We start from the raw sequence: 25,216 nt of genomic DNA, 5'->3' as shown, positions 1-25,216 counted from the left end.
CCGGTGGCGCTACGCTTACCGGGCCTACAAGCATCGCAGTATATTGTAAGCCGGATTAGCATAGCGCCATCCGGCATTTTTTTATGCGGCTTTTTTCTCTTTCGACGGCAGGAAGCCTTCGAGAACAATCAATGCCGCCCCGATACAGATAGCTGTATCGGCCAGATTGAATGTCGCGAAATGCCAGTCGCCGACGTAAAAGTCAATCATATCAACCACGAAGCCGTGCCACAGGCGGTCGAACAGGTTGCCCAGCGCACCGCCAATGATTAATGCATACGCGATGTTGTTTAGCTTCTGCGTTGCCTTCGAGCGATACATCATCACCATCAGGATAACGCAGATACCAATAGCGATACCGGCAAAGAACCAACGTTGCCAGCCGCCGCTGTCAGCTAAGAAGCTAAACGCCGCACCATAGTTACGCGCGTAGTGCAGATTAAGCGACGGAAACAGCGACACCGTATCCCCCAGAGCAAAGTTCTGGAGGATCAGGTATTTGCTGCCTAAATCGATAATCAGCACGACTACCACCAGCCACAGCCAGCGTAGTCCTGTTGAACAAAGAGGCTTACTCATCAGGCAAACTTACGTTGTTCGCCATCACCGGCGATGTTGCTGACACAGCGTCCGCAGATTTCTGCGTGTTCCGCCACCTGGCCGACGTCGGTAGTGTAATGCCAGCAGCGCGGGCATTTCTCACCTTCGGCTTTGCCGAGAACGATTTTCAGACCTTTGAGCAGTTCGCTCTGCTGAGCATCAGCAGGAGCCGCTGCATAATCCGCAACCGTCGCACCGGAGGTCAGCAGAACAAAACGCAACTCTTCGCCCAGCGCGGTCAGTTTCGCCGCCAGTTCTGGTTCAGCGTACAGGGTCACTGCCGCCTCCAGAGAACCACCGACTTTCTTATCCGCACGCGCCTGCTCGATGACCTTGTTCACTTCGCCGCGCACTTTCAGCAGCTCGTCCCAGTAGGCGTCATTCATCGCTTCGGTTTCACCTAAACCAAACAGACCTTCGTACCATTCCCCGGTAAAGACGTACTTCTCACGATCGCCCGGCAGGTAGCCCCAGATTTCATCGGCGGTGAAGGACATGATCGGCGCCATCCAGCGAACCAGCGCTTCTGCAATATGGAACAGCGCAGTCTGGCAGCTACGACGCGCCACACTGTCCGCTTTCGCGGTGTACTGACGGTCTTTGATGATGTCGAGGTAGAACGAACCCATTTCTACAGAGCAGAAGCGCATCAGACGCTGTACCACTTCGTGGAAGTCATAGGCTTCGTAAGCTTTCAGGATCTCTTCCTGCGCCGCTTGCGCACAACCTACCGCCCACCTGTCCAGTACCACCATCTCTTCCGGTTTCACCATATCTTTTACCGGATCGAACCCGTTCAGGTTCGCCAGCAGGAAGCGCGCGGTGTTACGGATACGACGATAGCTGTCGGCAGCACGTTTCAGGATTTCGTCAGAAACGGCCATTTCACCGGTATAGTCGGTTGAAGCGACCCACAGACGCAAAATATCCGCGCCCAGTTTGTTCATCACATCCTGCGGAGAAACAGTGTTACCGATAGACTTGGACATCTTACGGCCCTGACCATCAACGGTGAAACCGTGGGTCAGTACCTGGCGATAAGGTGCTTTGCCTTTCATGGCGGTGGAGATCATCAGAGAGGACATGAACCAGCCGCGGTGCTGGTCAGAGCCTTCCAGATACATATCAGCCGCATGGCCTGCAAACTCAGGGCGCACGTCCACGACGGATGAGTGGGTTGAACCAGAGTCGAACCACACGTCTAGCGTATCCGGGACTTTGACATACTGGTCAGCTTCGTCGCCGAGGATATCTTTCGGATCGAGATCCCACCACGCCTGAATGCCGTCAACTTCAACGCGTTTGGCGACTTCTTCCATCAGTTCGACAGCGCGCGGATGCAGCTCTTCGGTGTCTTTGTGAACAAACAGAGACATCGGCACACCCCACGTACGCTGACGGGAGATACACCAGTCAGGACGGTTGGCAACCATCGATTCAATACGCGCCTGACCCCAGTCAGGGATCCACTGCACGCCTTTGATCTCTTTCAGCGACTGCGCACGCAGACCTTTCTGATCCATGCTGACGAACCACTGCGGCGTCGCGCGGAAGATGATCGGCGACTTGTGGCGCCAGCAGCACGGATAGCTATGCTGCATCTTCTCAACGTGCAGTAGCGCGCCTTTTTCACTCAGCAGCGCAACAATTTTGTCGTTAGCTTTAAAGACGTTCACACCGTCCAGTTCCGGATAGGTACCAGCCAGGTATGCGCCGTCCGGGCCAACCGGGTTAGCGATTTCCAGACCGTATTTCTGGCTGATGACGTAGTCATCCGGACCGTGACCGCCAGCGGTATGGACCGCACCGGTACCCGCATCCAGCGTAACGTGATCGCCAAGAATTGCCGGCACGTCAAAGCCCATAAACGGATGGGTAAAGCGCAGCAGTTCCAGCTCAGCGCCTTTCACCGTGCCAAGAACAGTGTATTCAGTCACGCCAATACGCTGCATGACGCTTTCAACCAGATCCTTCGCCAGAATCACGGCCTGCCCGTCAATCTGCACCAGCGCATAGTCAAAATCAGGCGCCAGAGAAATTGCGCGGTTCGCGGGTAACGTCCACGGGGTGGTGGTCCAGATAACCAGCGAGATCGGGCCGTTGACGTCAGAAACACCAAATTTCGCTTTCACCGCGTCCTGATCGGCAGCGTGGAACGCCACGTCGATGGACGGGGAGGTTTTGTCATAATACTCAACTTCCGCTTCCGCCAGCGCGGAACGGCAGTCAACGCACCAGTGCACCGGCTTCGCACCTTTGTGCAGGTGACCGTTGCCGATGATTTTACCCAGCGCGCGAATGATGTTGGCTTCAGTTTTGAAGTCCATGGTCAGGTACGGATGTGACCAGTCGCCCAGCACGCCAAGACGGATAAAGTCTTTACGCTGACCGTCAACCTGCGTAGCAGCGTATTCACGGCATTTAGCGCGAAACTCCGCGGCGGTGAACTTCTCGCCCGGTTTGCCGTATTCCTGCTCTACTTTCAGCTCGATTGGCAGACCGTGGCAGTCCCAGCCCGGAACGTAGGGCGAGTCATAGCCCGTGAGTCCTTTGGACTTCACGATAATGTCTTTCAGAATCTTGTTAACCGAGTGACCAATATGAATGCTGCCATTCGCATAAGGAGGGCCATCATGCAGAATGAAGGTTTTTTTGCCTTTTTTGGCCGCACGAATGATGCCGTACAGGTCATCATCAGTCCAACGCGCCAGCATTCCCGGTTCACGCTTGGCGAGATCGCCGCGCATCGGGAACCCTGTTTCCGGCAAATTCAGGGTTGATTTATAGTCACTCATCAGATTCTCGGTTCCGTATTTAAAACTCGTATAGGCATTAAGCCGGTTTTGTAAGCCCAAAAAATTCGCGGGCAGTCAACTCATCACGCGCAATCTGCGCTTTTAGTTCATCCAGCGAGGCAAATCGCTGTTCGCTGCGTATTTTTTTACGCAGCACTACATCTATATGGCGACCATACAGGTCCATTACAACGTCCAATAGATGCACTTCCAACTGTTGGCGTACCCCTGCTACCGTCGGGCGGGTGCCGATATTGGCGACGCCGGGCAACGGTTTGTCACCCAGTCCCATCACTTCAACCGCATAAACCCCTTTCACTGGAGAAACCTGGCGACGAAGCGGTAAATTTGCCGTCGGAAAACCGATGGTGCGCCCTAACTCATCACCGTGAACGACGCGTCCTGAGATAGTAAAAGGATGCCCAAGCAGGCTTTCGGCCAGTTGCAGGTTATCTTCTGCCAGCGCCTGACGTACCGCGGTGCTGCTAATGCGCACACCGCCTTCACAGAAGGTTTGGGTGCTGGTGATATCAAAACCATACTCAGCGCCCGCTTCCTGTAATAACAAGAAATCGCCCGCACGGCTAGCGCCAAAACGGAAATCATCGCCAACGGCAAGAAATTGTACACCAAGGCGCTTAACCAGCAGATCGCTGATGAAGGTCTGCGCCGTTAATGCCGCGAAACGCCTGTCAAAACGCACGCACAGCACGTAATCAACGCCGCACTCTGCCAGATAACGCAGTTTTTCCCGCAGGCGGGTGAGGCGCGCAGGTGACTTGTCCGTCGCAAACAGCTCAAGCGGCTGCGGCTCGAAAATCATCACCATCACCGGTAAATTGCGTTTGCGTCCTTCTTCCCGTAAGCCCTGCAGCAACGCGCGGTGGCCACGGTGCACGCCGTCGAAATTACCAATAGTCAGCACACACCCATGCGGGGCCTGACTGAGATTATGTATGCCTCGTATCAGCTTCATGTCTGGCTCAAAACAGTGAAAATCGTGAAAGTATACCCTGTACCGCGGTCAACGTTAACCGGCGATTGTTTCTACGAAACAGAAAGAGGATTGTTTTCATTGTTATGAAACAAATTGCAGACCTTCTGCGGCACGCTAATGCAATTTTTCTCGTGGAAAAGCTGTATTCACGCCACGCAAGCTGGTAGAATCCTGCGCCATCACTACGCAACGAGTGCTGCAATTTAAACGGCGCTTATTTGCACAAATCCATTGACAAAAGAAGGCTAAAAGGGCATATTCCTCGGCCTTTGAATTGTCCATATAGAACACATTTGGGAGTTGGACCTTGGCTAATATCAAATCAGCTAAGAAGCGCGCCGTTCAGTCTGAAAAGGCCCGCAAGCACAACGCTAGCCGTCGCTCTATGATGCGTACTTTCATCAAGAAAGTATACGCAGCTATCGAAGCTGGCGACAAAGCTACTGCACTGAAAGCATTTAACGAAATGCAACCAATCGTGGACCGTCAGGCTGCTAAAGGTCTGATCCACAAAAACAAAGCTGCACGTCATAAAGCAAACCTGACTGCACAGATCAACAAACTGGCTTAATCGCCTGCTTGTTGTCGCTTTGTGAAAAAACCCGCGCAAGCGGGTTTTTTTATGTCTGTCGTTTGCAGCCCGCTTCGACAGCCCCCTCATTTGCTGAACTTGTTCATCCCCACTCCTGCCCGTTTCTCCTGTCAGCCAGCCGTCCCACCAGAGACATGAAAATTATTTTCTTTCACTGTTTAACTTTTTTAATTTCATTGTAGGGGAAATTGTGACCACCATAACAAATGACATAATAACTTAGTCAAAAACGAATAAACGCAATCCTGAAGTAAGATTTGATAATTGATCGCGATGCCTGGGTTAACTATTTTTCACAAAACCAATTAACCACTATTTCAATCCAAAGGTGAACGTTTCCTGGCAACAAAAAATAAAAAACACCCTACTGCTTAGAAAGTAAAAGCTGTTTTTCTGGGCGTATCGCACCAATATCGGAGTTATCATTATGAGTTCTGTTATTGAGGATACCCAGTCTTGCGGGTCAGCATCATTATCTTTACTGCAGCGTATTAGCTACGGCTCTTTGGATGTGGCGGGTAATCTGCTGTACTGTTTCGGTTCAACCTACATCTTATATTTCTACACCGATGTTGCGGGTATCAGCCTCGCCGTAGCCGGGGTTATCCTACTGCTGGCGCGTATTGTAGACGGCATAGACGCCCCCATCTGGGGGATCATCATCGATAAAACGCGTTCGCGTTACGGTAAATGCCGCCCCTGGTTTTTATGGTTACCGCTGCCTTTTGGTGTATTTAGCGCGCTGTCATTTTGGTCTCCTGATATCAGTATGACAGGAAAAGCCATCTATGCAGCAATATCCTACATGATCGCCAGCATTCTATTTACCGGACTTAACACACCTCTCAGCGCAATATTACCCTTGATGACCCTGTCCCCTAAGGAGCGTCTGGTATTAAATTCCTGGAGAATGACCGGCGGGCAAATTGGGGTGTTATTAATGAATGCCACTGCGTTGCCCCTGGTTGCATTTTTAGGTAATGGAAACGACCATGCAGGTTTTATTTATACGGCAATTTTGTTTGCCGTCATATCCTGTTCGTTAACGCTTTTCGCCTTTAAAAATATCCGCGAAATGGATGCGGATAAAATTCAGCAAGAACCCAGATTGCCGATGAAAAAAAGCTTCGCGGCGATGAAAGGTAACTGGCCATGGATCTTAATGGTGCTGGCAAATTTGATCTTCTGGATTGCCCTACAACAGCGCTCCACGACCATTGTCTACTATCTGACCTACAACCTCGACCGCAAAGATCTGGTTCCACTGATTAACAGCCTGGCGACAATTCAGATCCTGTTTATCATCGCCATTCCTTTCTTTAGCAAATACCTCGCTAAAACCTGGATATGGGTAGGTGGTCTGCTGGTCGCCACGCTTGGCGGCGTCATGATGTGGCTGGCTGCGGACAACATTCCTTTCCTCATCGCCGCCTGGGTTCTTGGCAATATAGGCAGCGGTATCGCCTGTTCAATGCCGTTTGCCATGCTGGGCTTCGCCGTCGACTTCGGCGCATGGAAGACGGGTATCAAGGCTACCGGCATTCTTATCGCCTTCGGCAGTACTTTTTGCATCAAGATGGGCAGTGGTTTGGGTACTGCATTCGCCGCCTGGATCATGAACAGTTTTGGCTATGTTCCGAACCACGCCCAGAATGCTGCAGGTCTGGAGGGAATTACCTGGGCCTTTATCTGGGCGCCCGCCCTGCTCTTCGCTCTCGCGGCGATCCCGCTGCTTTTCTTCCGTAAATACGAAGCGATGGAAGAGAAGATTCGCCACGATCTGGAAACTATCAACCAATAACTTACCTTCACCCTCGAAATACGGGAGGCACCACCATGCCATTTGTGCAACATGATCCGCGTCGTCTGGTCTGGCAGCAAAACGATCGCTATTTGTGGATTGAACCCTGGGGCGAGAACAGTCTGCGCGTACGCAGCGGTCGTCATCTCGCGGTAATGAGAAATGAAGACTGGGCATTGAATGAGCCCGTCGCAGAAAGCCTCTGCCACATAGTTTATGAGCACCACCAGGCGACGCTGACCAACGGTAAAATCACCGCTATCATCAATCAAAAAGGACAGGTCTCCTTTTACCGCCATCCGCACAAGCCTCTGTTACAGGAGTTCTGGCGTCTGCGGGGTGAAATCGGCGAGGACGAGTCTTCACACGGGCAGTACGTCAGCGCGCTAAACCTGGAGGGACGCGAGTTCCGCCCTATTCCGGGAGGAAAATATTCGATTAAAGCCCGCTTCGAAGCCGCCGAAGGGGAAAAAATCTATGGCATGGGCCAGTATCAGCAGGCCAATTTGGATCTCAAAGGATGCGTTCTGGAACTGGCACAGCGTAACTCCCAGGCCTCTGTACCGTTTATGCTCTCAAGCCTGGGCTACGGATTTTTATGGAACAACCCGGCAGTGGGTCGCGTAACGTTCGCTCACAACGTAACCGAATGGGAAGCTCAGGTCAGCGAACAACTGGACTACTGGATCACCGCTGGCGATACCCCTGCGGAAATCAGCCAGGCTTACGCGCTCGCTACCGGCACACCGCCGATGATGCCGGATTACGCCATGGGCTTCTGGCAGTGTAAACTCCGCTATCGAACCCAGGAAGAGCTGCTGGCGGTCGCCCGCGAATATAAACAACGCAACCTGCCCATCTCGGTTATCGTTATTGATTTCTTCCACTGGCCTAACCAGGGTGACTGGATGTTTGACCCGCGCGACTGGCCCGATCCCGACGCCATGATCGCCGAACTAAAATCACTGGGTATTGAGCTGATGGTCTCCGTCTGGCCGACGGTGGATAATCGCACCGAGAGCTATCGGGAGATGCGCGAAAACGGCTGGCTGGTGCAAACGGAACGCGGATTGCCGATCAATATGGATTTCCTCGGCAACACGACGTTTTTTGACGCCACCCATCCTGGTGCGCGCGATTACGTCTGGGGTAAAGCTAAGCGCAACTATTACGATAAAGGCGTAACGCTCTTCTGGCTAGATGAAGCCGAACCTGAATTCAGCGTTTACGATTACGACAACTATCGCTATTACGCCGGGCCGGTACTGGAAGTGGGTAATATCTACCCACGAATGTACGCCAAAACTTTTTTTGATGGTATGAAAGCCGATGGCGAAGACCAGGTTATAAACCTGCTGCGCTGCGCCTGGGCCGGCAGCCAGAAATATGGCGCGCTGGTCTGGTCCGGTGATATTCACTCTTCGTTTCGATCGCTACGCAATCAGTTTGCCGCCGGACTCAATATGGGGATCGCGGGGATACCGTGGTGGACAACGGATATCGGTGGTTTTCATGGCGGTAATATTCACGACCCCAAATTCCATGAGTTGCTGATTCGCTGGTTCCAGTGGGGCGTCTTTAGCCCGGTGATGCGCCTGCACGGCAACCGCGATCCGCAGATTTTACCAGAACATCCTTACCGTGATGGTATTGCCCAGTGTCCGACCGGTGCGGCGAACGAAGTGTGGAGCTATGGTGAAGAGGTGTGCGAAGTGTTGACCGGCTGTCTGACGTTGCGTGAAAAGTTAAAGCCGTACATCAAAGCGGTAATGGCGGAAACGCACGAACGCAATGCGCCGGTAATGCGCACCCTGTTTTTTGAATTCCCAGAACAGACAACAAGTTGGGAGATTACCGATCAATACTGTTTTGGCCCCGACCTGCTGATTGCGCCGGTCATGCATGAAGGTATGCGCGAGCGTGACGTTTGGCTACCAGAAGGGGAAACATGGACGGATCTTGCGACCGGCGAAAGTTATTCTGGAGGGCAAACGCTGCGCTATGCCGCACCACTGAACAGAATACCGGTATTTATCCGCGAAGATGGTCAGTACCGGGGTTTGTTAAGGCTGTAGATTGATTCCGGCTGCGGGCAACCACCGCAGCCGGAAGGATTATGACGTTCTGGCTTACTGCAGCTTAAATAATGCCGAGTAGTCCGCATTGCAAATACGCTGCACCGCCGGATGCTGGATCATTCTTTCCGCAAATATGGCGTGATACTCCTCCATCACATTCTCTACGCGTCCAATTTCAACAATAGAATCATCGGCATAGAAATTGTGCGAATAGAGCGTAGGCGCAACAAATATAGCGTTGTGCGTTGCGCCAAACGCTTTCATCAGCGCGGCGTCGTCAAACTCGCCGAGGATTTCAACGTTCAGTCCTTGTGAGTTAATCCAGTTCAGCAGCTTACGCCCGAGCATCGAACGACGCCCGGGGATTAACAATCGACGCTCTTCCAGACAAGCCGGGAATGGTTTCTCAGGCAGCGGCTGGGTGCACCAAAAACTCACGCTGCATTCGCCAATCCGCACAGAGAATAACCCTTCCTGCTGCGTTGAATCGATCGGGCAGTCGGAGATGATCATATCCAGCTTATGTTGGCTCAGCTGATCAAGCAGCATCTCGTGCGTTGATTCAAAACAGCGCAAATGGATTTGTTCATCTTCAACAACTGCGGCATCCAGCACGCTGCTGACCAGCTGTTTGGACAACGCATCTGCCACACCGACATCGAACAGTAAATTCGACTCTTTGCGGTAGTTCACGATATCCAGCATTTCCTGGCTTAACGTGAACATCTTATCCGCATAACGAAAAACTAATTCGCCTAATTCGCTTGGCTCCAGCCCACGCCCCTTGCGCTTGAACAGCTTTCCCTGCAAACGTTCCTCAAGCGCTTTAATCTGTCCGGTAATGGTTTGCGGCGTCAGATAAAGCGCTTCTGCAGCGCCAACCACCGAACCTTCTTTATAGACATGCCAAAAGTAGTACAGGTGGTTGTAGTTTATATGAGACATACTCACTCCCTGAAAATTGTCACAAAAGGGTTATCCCGTCAGGCTGACGCGTTCAACCGGGTGCGTAACCAGCAGAAACCTATTACCGCCGACAGCAAGGAACCGATCAGGATCCCCAGTTTCGCCCAGTTAATCAGCTCAGGATCGACGTTCCCAAACGCCAGGCTGGCGATGAAAATTGACATCGTAAAGCCAATGCCGCACAGAATGCCGACCGCCATAATTTGCTGGAAGTTCGTTCCCTCCGGCAATTGCGCCACCTTAAGGCGTAACGCCAGCCAGCAAAACAGGCTGATACCCAGCGGTTTGCCGATCAACAGGCCGGCAATGATCCCCAGCGGTAACACCGAGGTCAGTCCATCAACAGTAACGCCCTGCAATGAAACGCCCGCGTTAGCGAAGGCAAACAGCGGCAGGATCAGGTATGCCACCCACGGGTGCAGAACATGCTCCAGTCGCTTCGCCGGTGAACGCCCGTGTTTTTCCTTCAACGGAATGAAGAAGCCGACGATCACGCCCGCCAGCGTCGCATGCACGCCTGACTTCAGTACGGCCGTCCACAACACTACGCCAACCAGAATATAAATACCGGTGCGTCTTACACCGCACAGATTCAATGCCGCCAGAACGAGGATCGCGCACGCGGCTACGCCCAGCGACAACAGCGAGAGATCGCTGGTATAGAACAGCGCGATGATGACGATAGCGCCGAGGTCATCGATAATCGCCAGCGCCATCAGGAAAATTTTCAACGCCAGTGGAACACGACTGCCCAACAGCGCCAGCACGCCTAATGCAAAAGCGATATCCGTTGCCGACGGGATAGCCCACCCCTCACGGGTGACAGGGTCGGCATAGTTGAATGCCAGATACAGCAGCGCCGGGACAATCATGCCCCCGATTGCGGCAATGATCGGAAACGCCGCCTGACGCAGGCTGGCCAGTGAACCTTGCATCAACTCGCGCTTCACTTCCAGACCAATCAACAGGAAAAACACCGCCATCAACGCGTCGTTGATCCACAGCAGCATATTTTTGTTGATCTCAAGCGCGCCAACCCTTAGTTGAACGGGCGTTTCCAGAAAGGCGTGGTACCATCCACTGGTCACCCCGATATTTGCCATCAGCATAGCGACCACGGCAGCGATGATCAGAATGATGCCCCCCGAGGCGTCACTACTAAAAAAACGATGCAGATGTTTCACTTTTATTCTCTCTATTGGGTGAATACTTCGTAAATACTATCTTACACCCTCAAAAAGCTCGTTAAAATTAGATTATTCATGATGAATAGGTCGGTTTTTACGATGATATCTTCATTGCTCAGGCAACGTGCCTGGCAGGACAATGCGCGAGATCATGCTTCAAATCTCACCTGGCCTTGGCCATGAGTTTGTGAAGCTCTGCGTCGTTTCAACAGAACATCAACCTATTCTTGATATCGACTATTTATTAATAATATTTAATATCGGTCATTTGCCATAGAGAGTATAGGCAAGTTGGCACAATCAATAACGACAACTAAAAGCACAGCAATTGCTTTTTATTACAACTTCCACTAAAAACAGAATATTAGCTACGCTCAACTCCCGCCATAAACCGTGATTAAACGCTCTATATTAAAATAATTCATAGTGCAGACAATTCTCATCTATTGAAGAATACAAAATCTCCGCCTACGATGCAGAACCCACAGGAAACCAATGGTAAATAGAATCATGACCATATATACAATCAACAATCAATGTACTTATGATGATAAAACTCATGAAATCAAAAATCTGAAAAGCTCAGATAGATTAATAATGACAAGTATGAGGGTAAGATGTCTAAGATATATGATCCAAAATTCACACGAGGAAGTTATTCACAAGAAACAGCTTGCGCAGGCTCTATGGGGAGAACGCTGCCAGTTTGTGAACGACGCAAACCTGACTCAGCTACTATATTTATTGCGTAGAGATCTCAGAGAATGTGGTCTGCATGATTTTTTCTCTACCATCCCGAGGCTAGGTGTAAAAGTTAATGCTGACATCATTATCAATAAACCGGTGAAAAAATTATGGCTTCATCAGCGGTTGTGTAAAAACATACTATTTATTACTGTGTTAATTATTTTCTCCGTTCTGGCATTCATATTCATTCATTAATCACTGGGTCAATCATTAGAACCTATAACAGGCATCTCATAATGGACATAGGGATATGTCATGACATTTTATTTTTATCAAGAATAGATTGCAGTAATAGAATAAAATCTTTTGCTACTTGATAACGCTCACTTTTAACAGATATGCAGGCATAGACAGGCAATTTTTTAAATGAAAACTCACTGGGTGGTCGCATAATTTTCACTTTGTAATTTCTGACATCACGAAAATACAAAGCATAATTTAAAGGTACCAGCGCAATCATATCGCTTCGTTCCACAACATTAAAAACCCCAACTAATGAATCACTATGATAACCCGCATTCCTGCGTCCTTTGCAAAAAACTGTGTTCTCATACAAATCAACCACGTCCGCCGCTGCTGGGGTAAAGATATCCGTATGATACATTGCATGTTTACTGGCATAGAAATTATGCAGCGACAGTGCATCTAACTCATACAGTAAATTATGACTACCACATATGCACACATAGTCTTCAATATAATCAATAAGATGAACATCTACCAAATGATGTTCAATGGCTGTGAGACCAAAAGAAATATCGATCCGTCCCTTTATCAGCATCGTACTTAACGCGTTTTTTTCATTTTTCCTGGCTGAGTAGTGGTTAATAATATAATTACTGAATAAATCGCAATCATTAAATACAGAAAAGTAGTAACTCTCAATAATATCACCCCCTAAAATAATGATCTCATTATCTTCTTTGGCGTGATGTTGGCTATTGAGGGTTGCATCGATAGCAGAAATAACTTGCCGAAACACCTGGTGCAAATCTTTTCCTGCCACAGTTGGCACCAGACCATCTCGGGTTCTGATAAAGAGATCTTCGTCATAGATGGTGTGCAGCCTGACAAGAGCATGAGAAACCGCCGCTGGCGTCACCTCCAATTTTTGAGCTGCCCGGGTTGCATTTCCCTCCGTGATAACAGCATCAAATACTTTAATCAGGTTGAAATCAAGATTTTGGTAATGTTTCTTTCCAACAACCATTCACGTATCCCTGTATCAATATGAAAATTTTATCGCGGCAACAGATTACCTTCGGGGATAATTTATTACAATAAAATTACCAGATAACAAGTTATAAATAAACAATACTATTGTAATTACCTACTTTATAAGTATCAGACTCGCCATCAAGATTCATAGCGTAAATGCATGTACAAAAAACGCACATCAACCGTAATAAAAAAAGATAAAAACATTATCACAATTGTTGTTTATCTAAATTAACAATAAATGATTTCTCAACACTCAGGACTTAATCTAGCCTAAAGTCTGATATTAACCAACGAGTGGATTTACAGGCGGCATATTAAATACTGATAACCTGTATTTTCTTATTATGTTAGTGAGGCGCAATAAATTAATGAAACAGTATAAAATCAACGATACGATTATTTATAATGAGTCATTACGAGAAATCACATCATTACAAGATAAAACGATAATAAAAATGACGCATATGCGGGCACAATGCTTAAGCTTTTTGCTTCGCAATGCAAAGCGAGATCTGATTACGCGCGAGATGGTCACAGAAGCCGTCTGGGGGCAAAAAGGGAAATTTATCAGTGACGCCAGCCTGACCCAACTGCTTTATCTGTTACGTCGTGATTTAAAACAAATTGGTTTGGACGAATTGTTCACAACATTGCCACGCCAAGGATTAAAAATTAATGATGATATTAATATCACTTTCAATGATACCCCAACCAGCTATACCTCACCAGCAATAAAAAATAAAACATTACAGGCAATATTTCTAATCACTTTATTGCTCACAATTTCATTCGCACTTGTCAGATATATGTAGGCCAATTGGGGAAAACGCATCATGAATAAGACTCTGGAGAACATTTTGATACTGGAAGGGGGTTATGTTGATAACCCGAAAGACAAAGGTGGTGCAACCAACTGGGGAATTACTGAGGCAACCGCCCGTAAACATGGGTTCTTGAATGATATGCGAGATTTAACTCGCAGCGAAGCCTACGCTATCCTCGAAGAGGATTACTGGATTAAACCAGGGTTTAAAGATGTTGCAAACCTATCCGAATCTATTGCATTTGAGCTATGTGATGCGGCAGTCAACATTGGACAACATCATCCTGTTTTATGGTTACAGCGCTGGTTAAATGTTCTCAACCGAGAAGAGAGAAGCTATCAGGATATTGTCGTGGACGGAAAAATCGGCCCATACACCATGGCAACGCTGCAATATTACCTGACCGTACGTGGCAAAGAAGGTGAGGAGGTATTGGTGAAAGCGCTAAATTGTAGCCAGGGGGCCTGGTATCTGAGTCTCGCCGAGAAAAACCAACAAAATGAAGAATTTATTTATGGCTGGATGAAAAATCGAGTCTCATAACATACTCAATTATGTTATCCCCCGGCTCATGGAGGAGCCTGCTTAAAGAATAAAAGAATATTTAAGCTTTCGCATTATCAAGCATACGTTTTATCTTATCTCCAAGAACCTTCAGAATGGGTCCAGCAAAGACACCACCAAGGCCAGCGGCCAATAACACCATATTAAAGCTGAGCTCTTTTTCAATCGCCAGAGCACTCAACAGGAAGCTGGTAAAACACGAAATAACCATCTGTGTTAAGCAATACCTGATTTTATCGAAAATACTTCGTTTTTCTCTATTTTCTTTTCTCAGCAGAAAGCTGACTACACCTCCCCAGGCGCCAATTGCAATTACCGTCATTAACACTTCCAGTTCCAGCAGCACAACTTCAGACGTAGCTAAATGATTTGAAATAGCCATGATTAACACTCCAGTTTTTAGCGAAATAGTGTTTACAGCTGGAGTTTATGCGCATTAATAAGATGAGAAAAATCACAGTGCATCATCTGTCAGCACAGCGTATCAAAGAAGAGAAATGATATTTCTCATGCACGGCATTAAGGCATGAAAATCGATAGCGAATTAGGCATTACGTTGAGGATAAAAAAACCTGGGCTATTTGCCCAGGTTCAGAGGAGTTCAACACTGAAGCTTAGCGCGTCAGATCGTCGAAGAACTTCTTCACACCATCGAAGAAGCTTTTAGAGCGCGGACTGTTTTGCTCGCCGGTCGGGCCGCCAAAGCTGTCCTGCAGATCTTTGAGCAGTTGCTTCTGCTTGTCGTTCAGGCCCACTGGGGTTTCAACCACCACGCGGCACAGCAGATCGCCCTGAGCGCCACCGCGTACAGACTTGACGCCCTTTCCACGCATGCGGAAAAGTTTGCCAGTTTGCGTTTCGCCCGGAATTTTTAACTTCACGCGACCGTCCAACGTCGGGACTTCAATTTCGCCGCCCAGCGCTGCCATCGCAAAGTTAATCGGTACTTCGCAGTACAGGTTATTGCCTTCACGTTCGAAAATTGGGTGCTGTTTCACCTGCACCTGAACATACAAATCACCCGCTGGCGCACCATGTTCACCGGCTTCACCTTCACCCGCTAAACGAATACGGTCGCCGGTATCAACCCCTGCCGGGATCTTAACGGACAGCGTTTTGCTTTTCTCAACGCGACCATGACCGTGGCATTTGTTGCACGGATCTTTGATCAGCGTACCGCGACCCTGACAGTGTGGACAGGTCTGCTGTACGGCAAAAAAGCCCTGACGCATCTGTACCTGACCGGAACCGTGACAGGTTGGACAGGTCTGCGGCTGAGTCCCTGCCTTCGCACCGCTGCCGTGGCAGACATCACACTCTTCCAGCGTCGGAATACGGATCTCTTTGGTGACGCCACGCACGGCTTCTTCCAGAGTGAGATCCATGTTGTAACGTAAATCAGCACCACGTGAGGCGCGCTGACGACCACGACCGCCGCCAAAGATATCGCCAAACACGTCACCAAAGATATCGCTGAAGTCAGCCCCGCCGCCAAAACCGCCGCCGCCGCCCATGCCGCCTTGCTCAAACGCTGCATGGCCGTACTGATCGTAAGCCGCACGTTTTTGCGCATCGGTCAGGATCTCGTACGCTTCTTTGATCTCTTTAAACTTGGCTTCGGCCTCTTTATCACCCTGGTTGCGGTCCGGGTGATATTTCATGGCCAGGCGCTTGTAGGCCTTTTTGATTTCACGCTCTTCCGCTGATTTGGAAACGCCTAAAATCTCGTAATAGTCTTGCTTAGCCATCTCTTTTTATCTGCCCCTAACATGCGTGCACGGGCGGAGAGGAAACCTCTTCGCCCGTGCCAGTAATTACCCGTTCAAAGGGCGATTATTTTTTGTCTTTCACTTCTTCAAACTCGGCGTCGACAACGTCGTCATCTTTCGCGTTGTTTGCAGAAGCATCAGCGCCTGCTGCGCCAGCCTGCTGCTGTGCGTGCTGCTGCTGAGCGATTTCCATCAGTTTCTGGGAAACCTGTGCCAGCGCCTGCATTTTCGCTTCGATATCTGCTTTGTCTTCGCCTTTCAGAGAAGTTTCCAGCGCGGACAGTGCAGACTCAATGGCAGTTTTGTCATCAGCCGGCAGTTGGTCGCCTGCTTCTTCAACCTGCTTACGAGTGCTGTGCAGCAGATGGTCACCCTGGTTACGGGTCTGAACCAGCTCTTCAAACTTACGGTCAGATTCTGCGTTCGCTTCTGCTTCGCGAACCATTTTCTGAATTTCTTCTTCGTTCAGACCAGAAGAAGCCTTGATGGTGATCTTCTGCTCTTTACCGCTGTTTTTGTCTTTCGCGGAAACGTGCAGGATACCGTCGGCATCGATGTCAAAAGTCACTTCGATCTGCGGCATACCGCGCGGAGCCGGGCTGATACCATCCAGGTTAAATTGACCCAGATCTTTGTTATCAGCGGCACGTTTACGTTCACCCTGCAGCACGTGGATGGTTACCGCAGACTGGTTGTCTTCAGCGGTAGAGAACACCTGGCTGTGCTTGGTCGGGATAGTGGTGTTTTTCGCGATCAGTGGAGTCATTACGCCACCCATGGTTTCGATACCCAGAGACAGCGGGGTAACGTCCAGCAGCAGCACGTCTTTCACATCACCGGTCAATACACCACCCTGAACGGCAGCACCGATTGCCACTGCTTCGTCCGGGTTAACGTCTTTACGCGGCTCTTTACCGAAGAATTCAGCAACTTTCTTCTGTACCATCGGCATACGAGTCTGACCACCGACCAGGATAACGTCCTGAACGTCGGAAACAGACAGACCAGCGTCCTGCAGAGCGACTTTCAGCGGCTCGATAGAACGGTTAACCAGGTCTTCAACCAGGCTTTCCAGTTTCGCACGGGTCACTTTAATGTTCATGTGTTTCGGACCGGTCGCGTCTGCAGTGATGTACGGCAGGTTCACGTCGGTCTGCTGAGCGGAAGACAGTTCGATCTTCGCTTTCTCAGCGGCTTCTTTCAGACGCTGCATCGCCAGCGGGTCGTTACGCAGGTCGATACCCTGATCTTTCTTAAATTCGTCAACCAGGTAGTTGATCATACGGCTGTCGAAGTCTTCACCGCCCAGGTGGGTATCACCGTTGGTTGCCAGAACTTCGAAGGTTTTTTCGCCGTCAACTTCGTCGATTTCGATAATAGAGATATCGAAAGTACCACCACCGAGGTCATAAACCGCGATAGTACGGTTGCCGACTTCTTTATCCAGACCGTAAGCCAGCGCGGCTGCGGTCGGTTCGTTGATGATACGTTTGACTTCCAGACCTGCGATACGACCGGCGTCTTTGGTTGCCTGACGCTGAGCATCGTTAAAGTATGCAGGTACGGTGATAACCGCTTCAGTTACCGGTTCACCCAGGTAATCTTCAGCCGTTTTCTTCATTTTTTTCAGCACTTCAGCAGAAATCTGCGGCGGTGCCATTTTCTGACCTTTTACGTCAATCCATGCATCACCGTTGTCAGCACCGATGATTTTGTACGGCATGATGGCTTCATCACGCTGTACTTCTTCGTCCTGGAAGCGGCGGCCAATCAGGCGTTTAATCGCAAACAGGGTGTTTTGCGGGTTTGTCACTGCCTGACGTTTAGCCGGCTGACCAACCAGAGTTTCACCATCCTGGGTATAAGCAATGATAGAAGGCGTGGTGCGATCGCCCTCGGCGTTCTCCAGCACACGTGCAGTAGTGCCATCCATAATCGCTACACAAGAGTTGGTAGTACCCAGGTCGATACCAATAATTTTACCCATCTAAACGTCTCCACTAAAAATTCGGTCATCATGTGGTTGTGAATCTGTAATAAGGGCGAAACGTGCGGTTTCAACTACCCTGAATCGTTTTTTTTCAGACTCACCACTGCGGTTGTCTACAAGATGGGGTCGTAACCCACTTCATCAAGGGGGGAATGAAAATTTTTTTTAGCCTTGTGGCAATAAAATCACAGAAAAAAGGCTAAAAGATAAAAAATGAATAGTTGCCAACCAGAATTAATTCACACCAGCAATTAAATAAATAAAGCCATTCACATAAAAATTGTAATAAAAAGAAAAGATTACGAGCATGAATCATTTTTCCGACAGCGGTAAGATGGTCTGAAGTCACACACTTTTGCAGCCGTCAAAGAGAAATCCCATGAAATCCTCGTTAACCCTTTCCGCCAGCCTGTTTATGGGCCTGCTGCTGAGCAGCGCCGCGCACGCTAACGATCATAAAGTTTTGGGTATGATTGCCATGCCCCGTAACGAAACCAACGATCTGACCCTAAAACTTCCCGTTTGTCGCGTGGTGAAACGCATTCAACTCACGGCCGATCATGGTGATTTACAGCTCAGTGGCGCATCTGTTTATTTCAAGGCTGCCCGCATGTCCAGCCAAAGTCTGAATGTGCCTTCCTCCATCAAAGAAGGGCAAACGACCAACTGGATCAACATTAATAGTGACAACGACAATAAGCGCTGCGTCAAAAAAATCACCTTCTCCGGCCATACGGTGAACTCCTCTGATATGGCGACGCTGAAAATCATCGGCGACGACTAATTCCGCACACTTTTATTCAGAAGCCATAGAAAACATGAATGTCACGTATTTGAATGACGACGACCTCGACTTTCTTCAGCATTGTAGTGAGGAGCAACTCGCCAATATTACCCGCCTGCTCACGCATAATGAAAAAGGGAAAGCCCGTCTGTCGAGCGTACTAAACCACAACGATTTATTTAAATCGATGGAAGGACACCCGGAACAACATCGTCGCAACTGGCAGCTGATTGCCGGCGAGCTTCAGCATTATGGCGGCGACAGCATTGCCAATAAACTCCGCGGCCATGGAAAACTGTATCGGGCGATTTTGCTGGATGTTTCGAAGCGTCTGAAGCTGAAAACCGACAAAGAGATGTCCACATTCGAAATTGAACAATATCTGCTGGAACACTTTTTACGTAATGCCTGGCAAAAAATGGATACGGAACACAAGCGGACTTTTTTACAGGCCGTTGATGCAAAAGTCTCTGAACTTGAAGAACTTTTGCCACTATTAATGAAGGACCGTCATCTGGCGACAGGTGTATCTCACCTGCTCTCCAGCCAGCTTAGCAAGATCCTAAGAACACACGCCGCCGTCAGCGTCATCGGACACGGATTACTGCGTGGAGCCGGACTTGGCGGCCCGGTCGGCGCCGCATTAAACGGAGTTAAAGCGGTGAGCGGCAGCGCCTATCGCGTGACGATTCCGGCGGTACTTCAAATCGCCTGCCTGCGCAGAATGATCGCCCACGCGCAAGCGTGATGCCCATCACAGGGAAAATAATTCATTTTCCCTTCGTTAGATCATAGACAGTGCCCTCTCCCCTGATTATCATGCCGCGCCCCGAAGACTGCGATCGTTATTCGGGGAAACTATTTCACCATTCAATCAATGATGATTTTGAGGAATTATGGGCAACACTAAGTTGGCTAATCCGGCACCGCTGGGCCTGATGGGCTTTGGCATGACCACCATTCTGCTTAACCTGCACAACGCGGGTTTCTTCGCCTTTGACGTTATTATTCTGGCGATGGGCATTTTCTACGGCGGTATCGCGCAAATTTTTGCCGGTCTGCTGGAATATAAAAAAGGCAACACCTTCGGTTTAACCGCCTTTACCTCCTACGGTTCGTTCTGGCTGACGCTGGTTGCGATCCTGATCATGCCGAAAATGGGCCTGGCGGATGCAACCAATGGTCAGTTCCTGGGCGTGTATCTGGGTCTGTGGGGCGTCTTCACTCTGTTCATGTTCTTCGGCACGCTGAAAGCGGCTCGTGCGTTGCAGTTTGTCTTCCTGAGCCTGACGGTGCTGTTCGCGCTGCTGGCCGTTGGCAACATTGCAGGTAACGAAGCGATCATTCACGTTGCTGGCTGGGTTGGCTTAGTGTGTGGCGCAAGCGCCATTTACCTGGCGATGGGTGAAGTGCTGAACGAACAGTTTGGCCGTACCATCCTGCCGATTGGTGAAGCGCACTAATCTGACGTTATCCCCCCCCTGACGGGGGGATATTCCTTACAAGCGCTGTAACTCTGCCTGCACGTTCGAATCGCGATGATAAATATCCTGTCGCAGCCAAATTCCCAGACCTAACCCCACCAGCGATAGCGCCAGCACATACCAGGCCGGAGCCATTGGCGACACGCTCATTAACATCGTCACGGCGATTGGCGTCAGACCACCAAAAATGGCGTACGACACGTTGTAAGAGAAGGATATTCCGGTAAAGCGGACTTCCGCCGGAAACGCTCGAACCATGACATAAGGCACAGCCCCCACCACGCCAACGCACAACCCCACCAGCCCATACAACAGGAACAAGTGCTGAGGATGGCTGCCGGTCAGGTGATAGAAAAACCAGCTTGAACAGGCCAACAGCAGGCTGCCGACAATAAAGGTTTTGCTGGCGCCGACCCGGTCGACAATAAACCCAGCCAGCAGACAACCCACGCACAGCATAATAGTCGCGACACTGTTGGCTTGTAACGTCAACGCTGGCGCAAAGCCATACTGTTTCTGCAACCACACTGGCGACATCAGGATCACCACCACAATCCCGGCCGACAACAACCAGGTCAGCAGCATGGAAATGACCACCGCTTTTTTATGTTTGCTCACCACCGACTTCACCGGTAGTTCTTGCGCCAGCGCTTTACGTTGCTGCATTTCGAGGAATATAGGCGTCTCCTGCAGCCAGCGGCGCAGGTACATTGCCACCAGCCCAAATACGCCCCCCAGCAGGAATGGAATACGCCAGCCGTAGTCATGCACCGCCTGCTGCGTCAGGCTGGTGTTCACCAGCGTCGCAACTACCGACCCCAGCAGAATTCCCACCGTCAGCCCGGCGGTTAGCGTGCCACAGGCAATGCCGATGCGGCGCTCCGGTACGTGCTCCGCCACGAACACCCACGCGCCCGGCACTTCTCCGCCGATGGCAGCGCCTTGCAAAATGCGCATCAGCAGTAACAGCAGCGGCGCGAGGATCCCCATTGAGGCGTAAGTAGGCAATAGCCCAATCGCCAGCGTTGGTATCGCCATCAGCAAAATGCTCAGGGTAAACATTTTCTTGCGCCCGACCAGATCGCCAAAGTGCGCCATGATAATGCCACCCAGCGGACGCGCCAGATATCCGGCGGCAAAAATGCCGAAGGTTTGCACCTGACGTAGCCATTCAGGGATGTCTGCCGGAAAGAAGAGTTCGCCAACAACAGCGGCAAAGAAGACGAAGATAATGAAATCATAAAACTCAAGCGCACCGCCGAGGGCAGCAAGCGTAAGGGTTTTATAATCCTGGCGATTCAGCGGTCGAGTGTGTTGTGACATAGCAAACCATGAGTCAGTGGAGTAATTGAATCTGTCTGTCGATATATGTAAAGCAAAAATTACTATATCGTAAACAATTCAATACTCCACTATCATCGTCATTTATGTCACGATCGCGCCACCTTCAGGGATTTGTATCGCGAATTGCGCTTTTAGGACGAAAAGATGCTACAACAGCCGGTGCGGTTTCCACATACGGCCCATCCAACAACTGTATACAATACGGTACACTTGCAAAAATACCCGGTACGATAACTTTACCGTCGGCATCTTTCACACCTTCCAGCGTTTCTTTGATCGACTTCGGCTGTCCAGGCAGATTCAGGATCAGCGCCTGCTTGCGAATCACGCCAACCTGGCGGGAGAGAATAGCCGTTGGCACAAAATGCAGGCTTATCTGGCGCATCTGCTCGCCAAAGCCCGGCATCTGGCGGTCGGCTACGGCCAGCGTGGCATCAGGCGTCACGTCGCGACGGGCCGGACCCGTTCCGCCGGTAGTCAGCACCAGATGACAGCTCATTTCATCCACCAGCTCGCATAAGGTCTGTTCGATGATCGCCTGTTCATCCGGGATCAACCGCGTTTGCAGCTCAAAAGGGGTGGTAAGGGCAGACGCCAGCCACTCTTCAAGGGCCGGGATACCTTTATCCTGGTAAACGCCGCTGGAAGCACGGTCAGAAATGGAAACCAGGCCAATGCGTAAAGTATTCATGATTATTCCGTTTAAACAGTCTCGTTAAACAGAATGATACACTGCGAAGGGAAGGACAGACAGGTTTCAGAAGAGGTAGCGTGACCCATATCAGGGCCACGCGCTAATGATTACAGCAGATCGCCGATCATTTTTTCCAGTTTACCCTGGTCTACAGCAAACTTACGGATACCGTCCGCCAGTTTGTCTACAGCCATCGGATCCTGGTTGTGCTGCCACAGGAACTCAGCTTCAGTGATGCGTGCAGGGCGCGCTTTCACTTCGCCGGAGAAGGACAGTTTACGTTCGATAGCGCCTTCGCTTTCCGCCAGCTCTTTCAGCAGTGCCGGTGCAATCGTCAGACGATCGCAGCCTGCCAGCTCAATGATTTCGCCAATGTTACGGAAGCTCGCACCCATCACCACAGTTTCGTAACCGTGTTGTTTGTAGTACTCGTAGATTTCCGTTACGGAAACCACACCCGGATCTTCTGCCGGTGCATACTCTTTTTTGTCGGTGTTGGCTTTGTACCAGTCAAGAATACGGCCAACGAACGGAGAAATCAGGTATACGCCAGCTTCTGCACATGCACGCGCCTGCGCGAAAGAGAACAGCAGAGTCAGGTTACAGTTGATGCCTTCTTTTTCCAACTGCTCAGCGGCACGGATGCCCTGCCAGGTTGAAGCCAGTTTGATCAGAATGCGATCGTTGCTGATGCCAGCATCGTTGTACATTTTGATCAAGCGTTTTGCTTTTGCGATAGACGCGTCGGTGTCGTAGGACAGACGAGCGTCAACTTCAGTGGAGATACGACCCGGGACCAGTTTCAGGATCTCCAGACCGATATTTACTGCCAGTTTGTCGGTCGCGTCGACGACCTGCTGCGCACGGTCGTTGCTCTGCTGCTTAGCCCAGGCTACAGCGTCATCAATCAGCTTGCGGTATTCCGGGATCTGCGCTGCGTTAAGAATGAGAGAAGGGTTAGTTGTGGCATCCTGAGGCTGATACAGCTTCATTGCCGCGATGTCTCCGGTGTCGGCCACTACTGTGGTGAACTGACGAAGGGAGGTCAATTTGTCCGTCATGATAGCGATTCTCTTTAAACAGCTTGTTAGGGGGATGTAACCGATCTTCCCTGATGATAGCACGACGCACTCTCAGCGCAACCGCCTGGATTGTCCGACCAGCCGCTCAGCCCTGATTACGCATCTCAAAGCCCGAGATGCGCAATTAAGGATATAACGATTGTTATGATAAACTCCCGCAATCAATCACCTTTCAAGGTATATACTGGTCGATTATTGGAAGCGCTTACACGGAAATCCTCGCGCTAACCGGCATCAACAAGAGGGATGTTAATGCCTGATTTTTTCTCATTTATTAATGAAATACTCTGGGGATCGGTGATGATCTACCTCCTGCTTGGCGCAGGATGTTGGTTCACCTGGCGTACAGGGTTCGTTCAGTTTCGCTACATTCGCCAGTTTGGCAAAAGTCTTAAAAATAGCATCAGCCCGCAGCCGGGTGGTTTAACTTCCTTTCAGGCTTTATGCACCAGTCTTGCCGCACGAATCGGTAGCGGCAATCTGGCAGGCGTGGCGTTGGCGATTGCCGCCGGCGGCGCGGGAGCCGTTTTCTGGATGTGGGTTTCGGCGGTTATTGGCATGGCAACGTCATTTGCCGAGTGCTCGCTTGCCCAACTGTACAAAGAACGCGACAGCAAGGGACAGTTTCGCGGCGGTCCTGCGTGGTATATGGCGCGTGGGCTGGGCATGCGCTGGATGGGCGTGCTTTTTGCCATCTTTTTACTCATTGCCTACGGGCTGATTTTTAACAGCGTTCAGGCAAATTCAGTCTCTCGTGCGCTAACCTTTGCGTTTGATATCCCTCCCCTCTTCTCCGGTATCACCCTGGCAATCGTGTCATTGCTGGCAATCGTCGGCGGCATTAAAGGCGTTGCCCGCCTGATGCAATGGTTCGTTCCGATGATGGCTCTGCTGTGGGTCGGTTGCAGTATCATCATCTGCCTTTGGCATTTCGGGCAGCTTCCCGGCATTATCATGACCATTATAAAAAGCGCTTTCGGCTGGCAGGAGGCCGCGGCCGGTGCCGCCGGGTATACGCTAAGCCAGGCCATTGCCAGCGGCTTTCAACGCGGTATGTTTTCTAATGAGGCCGGGATGGGATCAACTCCGAATGCCGCCGCCTCGGCAGCGTCCTGGCCCCCGCATCCGGCGGCACAAGGCATTGTGCAAATGATCGGAGTATTAGTTGATACGCTGATTCTCTGTACCGCCAGCGCGATGATCGTTCTGTTGGCAGGCAATGGCACCAGCTATGTGCCAATGGAAGGCATCCAACTGCTTCAGAAAGCGATGGTAACGCTCACGGGGGAATGGGGAGCCGGATTTGTGGCTTTCATTGTGATTCTGTTTGCCTTTAGCTCTATCGTCGCCAACTACATCTACGCGGAAAATAACCTGGTTTTCCTGAAGATGGACAACATGCGCGTCATCTGGCTATTACGGATCGCCACCGTTAGCACCGTGGTCGGCGGAACGTTAATCAGTGTCCCGCTGGTCTGGCAATTGGCCGACATCATTATGGCCTGTATGGCCATCACTAACCTGACGGCGATTTTGCTGCTTTCTCCAGTTGTACATACCATCGCCAGCGACTATCTGCGCCAGCGTAAACTCGGGGTGCGCCCGCAATTCGATCCGCGCCGTTATCCTGATATCAGACAACAGCTTGCGCCCGAAAGCTGGGATGAAACGCCGCGCGAATAGCGCGGCAATCGCAA

The 25,216-nt window shown here is 50.3% G+C and carries 23 protein-coding genes; 10 read left to right on the top strand and 13 right to left on the bottom strand.

Going from position 1 to position 25,216, the window contains the following annotated elements; genetic code table 11:
- Positions 1-81 precede the first annotated feature (81 nt).
- From lspA to OGV77_RS10215, 4 genes are read right to left on the bottom strand one after another with little or no spacing between them, the layout of a single operon-like run.
- A complete protein-coding gene (lspA, locus tag OGV77_RS10230) occupies positions 82-579 on the bottom strand; it encodes a signal peptidase II (RefSeq protein ID WP_003018932.1) in 498 nt (165 codons plus the stop codon).
- Entirely contained in the window at positions 579-3,395 is a 2,817-nt protein-coding gene (gene ileS / locus OGV77_RS10225; protein ID WP_080625741.1) for an isoleucine--tRNA ligase, read from the bottom strand. Before ileS ends, lspA begins: the two co-directional genes overlap by 1 nt.
- A 37-nt stretch (positions 3,396-3,432) precedes the next feature.
- Complete coding sequence (ribF, locus tag OGV77_RS10220) at positions 3,433-4,371, bottom strand: bifunctional riboflavin kinase/FAD synthetase (RefSeq protein WP_003829725.1); 939 nt, start codon at positions 4,369-4,371, stop codon at positions 3,433-3,435.
- A gap of 7 nt (positions 4,372-4,378) precedes the next feature.
- Entirely contained in the window at positions 4,379-4,594 is a 216-nt protein-coding gene (locus tag OGV77_RS10215) for a DUF2575 family protein (RefSeq protein WP_072033398.1), read from the bottom strand.
- Between the two features lie 105 nt (positions 4,595-4,699).
- Between OGV77_RS10215 and rpsT the strand changes: the two genes are divergently transcribed.
- The 3 genes from rpsT to OGV77_RS10200 all read left to right on the top strand — a co-directional run bounded on the left by rpsT (position 4,700) and on the right by OGV77_RS10200 (position 8,860).
- Positions 4,700-4,963, top strand: a complete 264-nt coding sequence (gene rpsT, locus OGV77_RS10210; protein WP_003018940.1) for a 30S ribosomal protein S20 — start codon at positions 4,700-4,702, stop codon at positions 4,961-4,963.
- Between the two features lie 448 nt (positions 4,964-5,411).
- Positions 5,412-6,785, top strand: coding sequence for an MFS transporter (locus tag OGV77_RS10205; RefSeq protein WP_043018369.1), 1,374 nt, complete (start codon positions 5,412-5,414; stop codon positions 6,783-6,785).
- A 35-nt stretch (positions 6,786-6,820) separates the two neighbouring features.
- Positions 6,821-8,860: a glycoside hydrolase family 31 protein gene (locus OGV77_RS10200; protein ID WP_087050995.1), complete on the top strand. Its 2,040-nt coding sequence runs from the start codon at positions 6,821-6,823 to the stop codon at positions 8,858-8,860.
- Positions 8,861-8,914: 54 nt separating this feature from the next.
- Here OGV77_RS10200 and nhaR read toward each other — a convergent pair whose 3' ends face one another.
- Together nhaR and nhaA are read right to left on the bottom strand one after the other, a co-directional pair.
- Entirely contained in the window at positions 8,915-9,808 is an 894-nt protein-coding gene (gene nhaR, locus OGV77_RS10195; protein ID WP_043018367.1) for a transcriptional activator NhaR, read from the bottom strand.
- Between the two features lie 38 nt (positions 9,809-9,846).
- Positions 9,847-11,013 (bottom strand): Na+/H+ antiporter NhaA, encoded by a 1,167-nt coding sequence (gene nhaA, locus OGV77_RS10190; protein WP_286502654.1) that lies wholly within the window; start codon positions 11,011-11,013, stop codon positions 9,847-9,849.
- 498 nt (positions 11,014-11,511) lie between these two features.
- On the opposite strand from nhaA, the gene OGV77_RS10185 reads away from it, so the two are divergent.
- On the top strand, positions 11,512-11,958 hold the full coding sequence (locus OGV77_RS10185) for a winged helix-turn-helix domain-containing protein (protein WP_309295032.1): 447 nt from the start codon (positions 11,512-11,514) through the stop codon (positions 11,956-11,958).
- A 58-nt stretch (positions 11,959-12,016) separates the two neighbouring features.
- Here OGV77_RS10185 and OGV77_RS10180 read toward each other — a convergent pair whose 3' ends face one another.
- A complete protein-coding gene (locus OGV77_RS10180; RefSeq protein WP_087050994.1) occupies positions 12,017-12,973 on the bottom strand; it encodes a LysR family transcriptional regulator in 957 nt (318 codons plus the stop codon).
- Between the two features lie 379 nt (positions 12,974-13,352).
- On the opposite strand from OGV77_RS10180, the gene OGV77_RS10175 reads away from it, so the two are divergent.
- Positions 13,353-13,796 carry a winged helix-turn-helix domain-containing protein gene (locus tag OGV77_RS10175; protein WP_043018365.1) on the top strand — a complete coding sequence of 148 codons (444 nt, stop codon included), beginning with the start codon at positions 13,353-13,355 and terminating at the stop codon, positions 13,794-13,796.
- 21 nt (positions 13,797-13,817) lie between these two features.
- Positions 13,818-14,351, top strand: a complete 534-nt coding sequence (locus tag OGV77_RS10170; RefSeq protein WP_043018364.1) for a glycoside hydrolase family 108 protein — start codon at positions 13,818-13,820, stop codon at positions 14,349-14,351.
- 61 nt (positions 14,352-14,412) lie between these two features.
- Here OGV77_RS10170 and OGV77_RS10165 read toward each other — a convergent pair whose 3' ends face one another.
- The 3 genes from OGV77_RS10165 to dnaK form a co-directional block, all read right to left on the bottom strand.
- Positions 14,413-14,754 carry a phage holin family protein gene (locus tag OGV77_RS10165; RefSeq protein WP_080625745.1) on the bottom strand — a complete coding sequence of 114 codons (342 nt, stop codon included), beginning with the start codon at positions 14,752-14,754 and terminating at the stop codon, positions 14,413-14,415.
- A gap of 232 nt (positions 14,755-14,986) precedes the next feature.
- Positions 14,987-16,120 carry a molecular chaperone DnaJ gene (gene dnaJ, locus OGV77_RS10160; protein WP_008786151.1) on the bottom strand — a complete coding sequence of 378 codons (1,134 nt, stop codon included), beginning with the start codon at positions 16,118-16,120 and terminating at the stop codon, positions 14,987-14,989.
- An 85-nt stretch (positions 16,121-16,205) separates the two neighbouring features.
- The gene (dnaK, locus tag OGV77_RS10155; RefSeq protein WP_047406333.1) at positions 16,206-18,128 is read right to left on the bottom strand and encodes a molecular chaperone DnaK; all 1,923 of its coding nucleotides are present in this window, start codon (positions 18,126-18,128) and stop codon (positions 16,206-16,208) included.
- Between the two features lie 382 nt (positions 18,129-18,510).
- Between dnaK and OGV77_RS10150 the strand changes: the two genes are divergently transcribed.
- From OGV77_RS10150 to satP, 3 genes are all read left to right on the top strand, one after another.
- On the top strand, positions 18,511-18,915 hold the full coding sequence (locus OGV77_RS10150) for a DUF2541 family protein (RefSeq protein ID WP_043018362.1): 405 nt from the start codon (positions 18,511-18,513) through the stop codon (positions 18,913-18,915).
- Between the two features lie 34 nt (positions 18,916-18,949).
- Positions 18,950-19,663, top strand: coding sequence for an acidic protein MsyB (msyB, locus tag OGV77_RS10145; protein WP_075145234.1), 714 nt, complete (start codon positions 18,950-18,952; stop codon positions 19,661-19,663).
- A 148-nt stretch (positions 19,664-19,811) separates the two neighbouring features.
- Positions 19,812-20,378 carry an acetate uptake transporter gene (satP, locus tag OGV77_RS10140; protein ID WP_006686623.1) on the top strand — a complete coding sequence of 189 codons (567 nt, stop codon included), beginning with the start codon at positions 19,812-19,814 and terminating at the stop codon, positions 20,376-20,378.
- Between the two features lie 36 nt (positions 20,379-20,414).
- On the opposite strand, the gene OGV77_RS10135 is transcribed toward satP, so the two are convergent.
- The 3 genes from OGV77_RS10135 to tal form a co-directional block, all read right to left on the bottom strand.
- The gene (locus tag OGV77_RS10135) at positions 20,415-21,722 is read right to left on the bottom strand and encodes an MFS transporter (RefSeq protein WP_043018360.1); all 1,308 of its coding nucleotides are present in this window, start codon (positions 21,720-21,722) and stop codon (positions 20,415-20,417) included.
- A 124-nt stretch (positions 21,723-21,846) separates the two neighbouring features.
- A complete protein-coding gene (gene mog / locus OGV77_RS10130; protein ID WP_043018359.1) occupies positions 21,847-22,434 on the bottom strand; it encodes a molybdopterin adenylyltransferase in 588 nt (195 codons plus the stop codon).
- Positions 22,435-22,544: 110 nt separating this feature from the next.
- Entirely contained in the window at positions 22,545-23,498 is a 954-nt protein-coding gene (gene tal / locus OGV77_RS10125) for a transaldolase (RefSeq protein WP_016151631.1), read from the bottom strand.
- A 273-nt stretch (positions 23,499-23,771) separates the two neighbouring features.
- On the opposite strand from tal, the gene OGV77_RS10120 reads away from it, so the two are divergent.
- On the top strand, positions 23,772-25,202 hold the full coding sequence (locus tag OGV77_RS10120) for an alanine/glycine:cation symporter family protein (protein ID WP_043018358.1): 1,431 nt from the start codon (positions 23,772-23,774) through the stop codon (positions 25,200-25,202).
- Positions 25,203-25,216 lie beyond the last annotated feature (14 nt).

Origin of the sequence: Citrobacter sp. Ce129 (assembly GCF_030334545.1) — a bacterium.
GTDB classification, from domain to species: domain Bacteria; phylum Pseudomonadota; class Gammaproteobacteria; order Enterobacterales; family Enterobacteriaceae; genus Citrobacter; species Citrobacter europaeus.
This window is presented reverse-complemented; position numbering and strand designations above follow the sequence as displayed.